The 4,707-nt window shown below is 64.7% G+C and carries 6 protein-coding genes; all 6 read left to right on the top strand.

What is annotated here, in order from left to right; all coding sequences use genetic code 11:
- A partial coding sequence (locus MXAZACID_RS05730) for an FCD domain-containing protein (RefSeq protein ID WP_008493205.1) occupies positions 1-301 on the top strand: 301 nt, incomplete at its 5' end.
- A 171-nt stretch (positions 302-472) separates the two neighbouring features.
- Entirely contained in the window at positions 473-811 is a 339-nt protein-coding gene (locus MXAZACID_RS05735) for an NIPSNAP family protein (protein WP_008493207.1), read from the top strand.
- Complete coding sequence (locus tag MXAZACID_RS05740; RefSeq protein ID WP_035178764.1) at positions 811-1,824, top strand: ABC transporter substrate-binding protein; 1,014 nt, start codon at positions 811-813, stop codon at positions 1,822-1,824. Before MXAZACID_RS05735 ends, MXAZACID_RS05740 begins: the two co-directional genes overlap by 1 nt.
- The gene (locus tag MXAZACID_RS05745) at positions 1,809-2,690 is read left to right on the top strand and encodes an ABC transporter permease (protein WP_008493210.1); all 882 of its coding nucleotides are present in this window, start codon (positions 1,809-1,811) and stop codon (positions 2,688-2,690) included. Before MXAZACID_RS05740 ends, MXAZACID_RS05745 begins: the two co-directional genes overlap by 16 nt.
- 9 nt (positions 2,691-2,699) lie before the next feature.
- The gene (locus tag MXAZACID_RS05750; protein ID WP_240376540.1) at positions 2,700-3,494 is read left to right on the top strand and encodes an ABC transporter permease; all 795 of its coding nucleotides are present in this window, start codon (positions 2,700-2,702) and stop codon (positions 3,492-3,494) included.
- On the top strand, positions 3,491-4,525 hold the full coding sequence (locus MXAZACID_RS05755; protein ID WP_008493212.1) for an ABC transporter ATP-binding protein: 1,035 nt from the start codon (positions 3,491-3,493) through the stop codon (positions 4,523-4,525). Before MXAZACID_RS05750 ends, MXAZACID_RS05755 begins: the two co-directional genes overlap by 4 nt.
- Positions 4,526-4,707 lie beyond the last annotated feature (182 nt).

The following is a 4,707-nucleotide window of genomic DNA, read 5'->3' on the forward strand; positions in this document are numbered from 1 at the left end:
CGAGCCCTTCACCGTGCTGGCCGCCACCGCGCGGTTTTACGAGGCGATGTTCCGCGCCGCCGGACGGCAGGTGGCGTGGGAGCTGCTGGTGGCGTTGAATGGGCGGATCACCCATCTGCGCGCTCGCACCATCTCGACCTCGGGGCGGGAGCGCGACGGGATGGCGGAGATGCAGGCGATCCTGGACGCCATTATCGCGCGCGATCCGGACGCGGCGGCGGCGGCTTCGGTGCGGCATCTGCAAAACGCCCTGCAGCTGGCCCTGAAGCAGGGCCCCGCCGAAAGCCAGAGCCCAAACTGACCCGCCGCAACGCACAAAAAATCGCCAGACCGCTCCTTTTCGCAAAGACCCTTCATAGGCCTCACCCAGTTTGGCGATAAATACGGCAAGCCGGGCGCGTTTTCCTCTTTACAGCGTCTTTCCGTCGCTCTTATGGTATACCATAAGATAAACACACCGAGGCCCGCTCCGATGTTCTACGAGATGCGTACCTACAGGCTAAAGACCGGCATGGTTCCGGCCTATCTGAAACTGGTCGAGGAGGAGGGCATCGCCATCCAGAGCGCGCATCTGGGCGGGCTGGCGGGCTATTTCTTCACCGAGATCGGCCCGCAGAACGAGATCGTGCATATCTGGGCCTATCCCAGCCTGGATGAGCGCGACCGCCGCCGCGCCGCGCTCATCCGCGATCCGCGCTGGCTGGCGTTTCTTCCCAAAATCCAGGCCCTGATCGAGACGATGGAGACGAAAATCCTGCGTCCCGCGCCCTTCTCGCCGCTGCCTGGCAACCCGCTCAACAAGGAGGTCTGATGATGCGACGCTTAGGCTTGGGGCTTTGTCTGGCATTGGGCGGCATCGCCGCCGCGCAGGCGCAGAGCAGCATGGTGTTCACCAGCTGGGGCGGCACCACCCAGCAGGCCCAGCAGAAAGACTGGGCCGACCCGTTCACCAAGACCACCGGCATCAAGGTGCTGCAGGACGGGCCCACCGATTACGGCAAGTTCAAGGCGATGGTGGAGAGCGGCAATGTCTCCTGGGACGTGGTCGATGTCGAAGGTGATTTCGCGCAGGCAGCCGCCAAGGCCGGGCTGCTCGCCCCGATCGATCTGCCCGCGGCGGATGCCGCCCAGCTCGACCCGCGCTTCAACAGCCCCGACGCCGTCGGCTCTTTCTATTATTCCTTCGTCATCGCCTACAACAAATCGAAATTCAAAGGCGACGCGCCAAAGACCATGGCGGATCTGTTCGACACCGCGAAATTTCCCGGCAAGCGCTGCTTCTATAAATGGTCCTTCGCCGGCGTGCTCGAAGCCGCCTTGCTGGCCGACGGGGTGAAGCCGGACCAGCTCTACCCGCTGGACCTCGACCGCGCCTTCAAGAAGCTCGACAGCATCAAGAGCGACATCGTCTGGTGGAGCACCGGCGCGCAATCCCAGCAGCAGCTGGCCTCCGGCCAATGCCCGATCAGCCTGATGTGGAATGGCCGGGTGCAGGCGCTGCAGGATAGCGGCGTGCCGGTTGCGATGAGCTGGGACGACAACCTCACCACTGGCGACATGCTGGTGATCCCCAAGGGCGCGCCGCATCTGGCGGCCGCGCAAAAATTCATCGCCTACGCCACCAGCGCCAAGGCGCAGGCCGCCTTTGCCACCGATACCGGCTATGCCCCGGTGAATAAAGGTGCCGCCGCGCTGATGGGCCCGAAAGCCCTGGCCGCGCTGCCAGGCGCTCATGCCGCCAGCCATGTGGATCTGAACATGGCCTATTGGGCCGCGCATCGCGATGACATCGCCAACCGCTGGTATGCATGGCAGACCAAATAAGCCTGAGCAGAGCGGCGCCCGCCGCTTCGCGTGAAGCAAGGCGCCGCCGCGCCAGGGGCTTTGCCCCGGCGGCGCCGGTTCTCGCCTTCCTGCTGCTCTGTTTCGCGCTGCCGGTGCTGGCGCTGCTGCTGCGCTCGATCCTGGAGCCGCATCCCGGGCTGCAGAATTACGCCGCGCTGCTCGCCACCGGCACCTACGCGAATGTGCTCGAAAATACTTTTCTCATCTCCTTCATCGTCACCGCTATCACCGCTGTGGTCGGGCTGCCTCTGGCCTGGTTCATCACCGTGGCCCCGCGCCGTCTCGGCCGGCTGGTCTTTGGCATCGTCATCCTCTCGATGTGGACCAATCTGCTGGCGCGCACCTATGCCTGGATGGTGCTGCTGCAGGATACCGGGCCGATCAATAATTTCCTGATCTGGACCGGGCTCATCAAAAATCCTCTGCCGCTTTACGGCAGCATGGCGGGGGTGGTGATCGGCATGGTCTATATCATGCTGCCCTTCATGGTGATTTCCCTGCGCGGGCCGCTGGCCGCGCTCGACCCGGCGATGTTCCAGGCCGCCTCCTTGTGCGGCGCCGCGCGGCTGCAAAGCTTCACCCGCATCTTTCTGCCGCTGCTGCTGCCGGGGCTGGGGGCGGGCGGGCTGATCATCTTCGTGATGTCGCTCGGCTATTACATCACCCCCTCCCTGCTCGGCGGCGCGCAGGACATGATGCTGGCGGAACTCATCGCCCAGCAGGTGCAAACGCTGCTCAATTGGGGGCTGGCCGGCGCCGCCTCCTTCGTGCTGCTGGTGGTCACCCTGGCGCTCTATGCCGTGCAGGCGCGCTACCTCGCCCCGCATGGCCGGAAAGGGCACTGATCGATGTTGATGGAGTTCTCACAGCTCGGCTGGTGGCGCGTCGTGCTCTCGGCGGTGGCCGGGCTGGCGGCGTTGTTCCTGCTCGCCCCTCTGGGGCTGCTGATCGCGCTGTCTTTCGACAGCTCGCAATGGCTGCAATTCCCGCCCCCGGGCTGGACGCTGCAATGGTACGCGCAGGTCTTCGCCGACCCGAACTGGCTGGCCTCGCTGCTCACCTCGCTTGAGCTGGGGGCGGTCGTCACCCTCGCCTCGGTGCTGCTGGGGCTGCTCGCGGGCTTCGCCATCGCGCGCGGGCGCTTCCCCGGACGCGAGACCCTGCGCGGCTTTTTCCTCACCCCGATGATCATGCCCTCGATCGTGCTGGGCATCGCGCTCTATGCGGTGTTTCTGCGGCTACATCTGGCCGGCACGTTTTTGGGCTTCGTGCTGGCGCATCTGGTGCTGGCCCTGCCCTTCTCCATCGTCGCCATCACCGGCGCGTTGGAAGCGACCGACAAATCCCTGGAGGACGCCGCCATGCTGTGCGGCGCCGGGCTGTGGGAGGCGCGGGCGCGGGTGATTTTGCCCGCCATCCGCCATGGCATTTTCTCCGCCGCCATCTTCTCCTTCCTCACCTCCTGGGATGAGGTGGTGGTGGCGATTTTCATGGCCAGCCCCGGCCTGCAAACCCTGCCGGTGCGCATGCTGGGCGAGGTGCGGCAGAATCTCTCGCCGGATATCGCCGTGGTCTCCTCCCTGCTCGTGCTCGGCACGTTGCTGCTGATGGGATTGGCGGCCATTTTCAACAAGGATGCAAAGCGATGAGCGCCTATCTTGAGCTGCGCAACCTGCGCAAGGAGTTCGGCGATTTCGTCGCCATCGACAATATTTCGCTGCGCATCGAGAAGGGCGAGTTCATCACCTTCCTCGGCCCGTCCGGCTCGGGCAAGAGCACCACGCTCTACGCCATCGCCGGCTTCGTCGAGCCCAATGCCGGCGATGTGCTGCTCAATGGCCGCTCGCTGGTCGGGGTGGCCCCCAATCATCGCGATATCGGCATGGTGTTTCAGCGCTATACGCTGTTCCCGCATCTCAGTGTCGCGGAAAACATCGCCTTCCCGCTGCGTGTGCGCCGCCGGCCAAAGGCCGAGATCGAGGCGAAGGTGGCGCAGATGCTGGAGCTCGTGCATCTCACCCCGATGCGCGCGCGCAAGCCCGCCCAGCTCTCCGGCGGCCAGCAACAACGCGTCGCCCTGGCCCGCGCGCTGGCCTATGATCCGCAGATCTTGCTGATGGACGAGCCGCTCTCCGCCCTCGACAAGAAACTCCGCGAGGATATTCAAGGCGAGATCAAACGCATCCATGCCGAAACCGGGGTGACCATCATTTACGTCACCCACGATCAGGAGGAAGCGCTGCGTCTGTCGGACCGGATCGTGCTGTTCAACCATGGCGGCATCGAGCAGGTCGGCACCGGCGAGGATCTCTATGACCGCCCGCGCAGCAGCTTCGCCGCCGGGTTCATCGGCAATTCGAACCTGATCGAGATCCGCCTGGATGCCGGCGCCGCCCATCTGCCCGATGGCACCAGCCTGCGGCATTTCAATCACCCGGATCAGGGCGCCAAACGCCTGATGGTGCGGCCGGAGGATATGCATCTCGCCGCGGAGGGGATTGCCGGGCAGGTGACGGAGCGGATTTATCTCGGCGATGTCATCGCCTACACGGTGCGGACAGGCTGGGGGCAGGATCTATCCATCCGCGCCCAGCGCCGGGCGGCGCAGCACCAGGCCTATATTGGCGAGACGGTGAAAATCGACTTCAACCGTGAACAGGCCTACATCATTCCCGAGTAGGCCACGGACCCTGTGCACCTATGGCTTGATATAGCTGCCGAACAGCACCTCGTAACCTACATCGAACCCGTTCGCCGTGCGCGCCAATGCCCGCCGCATCACCGAGGCTGGCACCGGGCGATGCCCGGCACGCGGCGTCTGCGCACCGATCGCTTTCAAAGCCCGCAGAAAATCCCTGCCAC

This window comes from Acidocella sp. MX-AZ02, from assembly GCF_000306035.1.
Classification (GTDB): Bacteria; Pseudomonadota; Alphaproteobacteria; order Acetobacterales; family Acetobacteraceae; genus Acidocella; species Acidocella facilis.

What these genes read in the sequence shown, in the direction of transcription:
- MXAZACID_RS05740 (WP_035178764.1), top strand. Translation starts at nt 811, where the DNA reads ATGATGCGACGCTTAGGCTTGGGGCTTTGTCTGGCATTGGGCGGCATC.
- MXAZACID_RS05735 (WP_008493207.1), top strand. Translation starts at nt 473, where the DNA reads ATGTTCTACGAGATGCGTACCTACAGGCTAAAGACCGGCATGGTTCCG.
- MXAZACID_RS05755 (WP_008493212.1), top strand. Translation starts at nt 3,491, where the DNA reads ATGAGCGCCTATCTTGAGCTGCGCAACCTGCGCAAGGAGTTCGGCGAT.
- MXAZACID_RS05745 (WP_008493210.1), top strand. Translation starts at nt 1,809, where the DNA reads ATGGCAGACCAAATAAGCCTGAGCAGAGCGGCGCCCGCCGCTTCGCGT.
- MXAZACID_RS05750 (WP_240376540.1), top strand. Translation starts at nt 2,700, where the DNA reads ATGGAGTTCTCACAGCTCGGCTGGTGGCGCGTCGTGCTCTCGGCGGTG.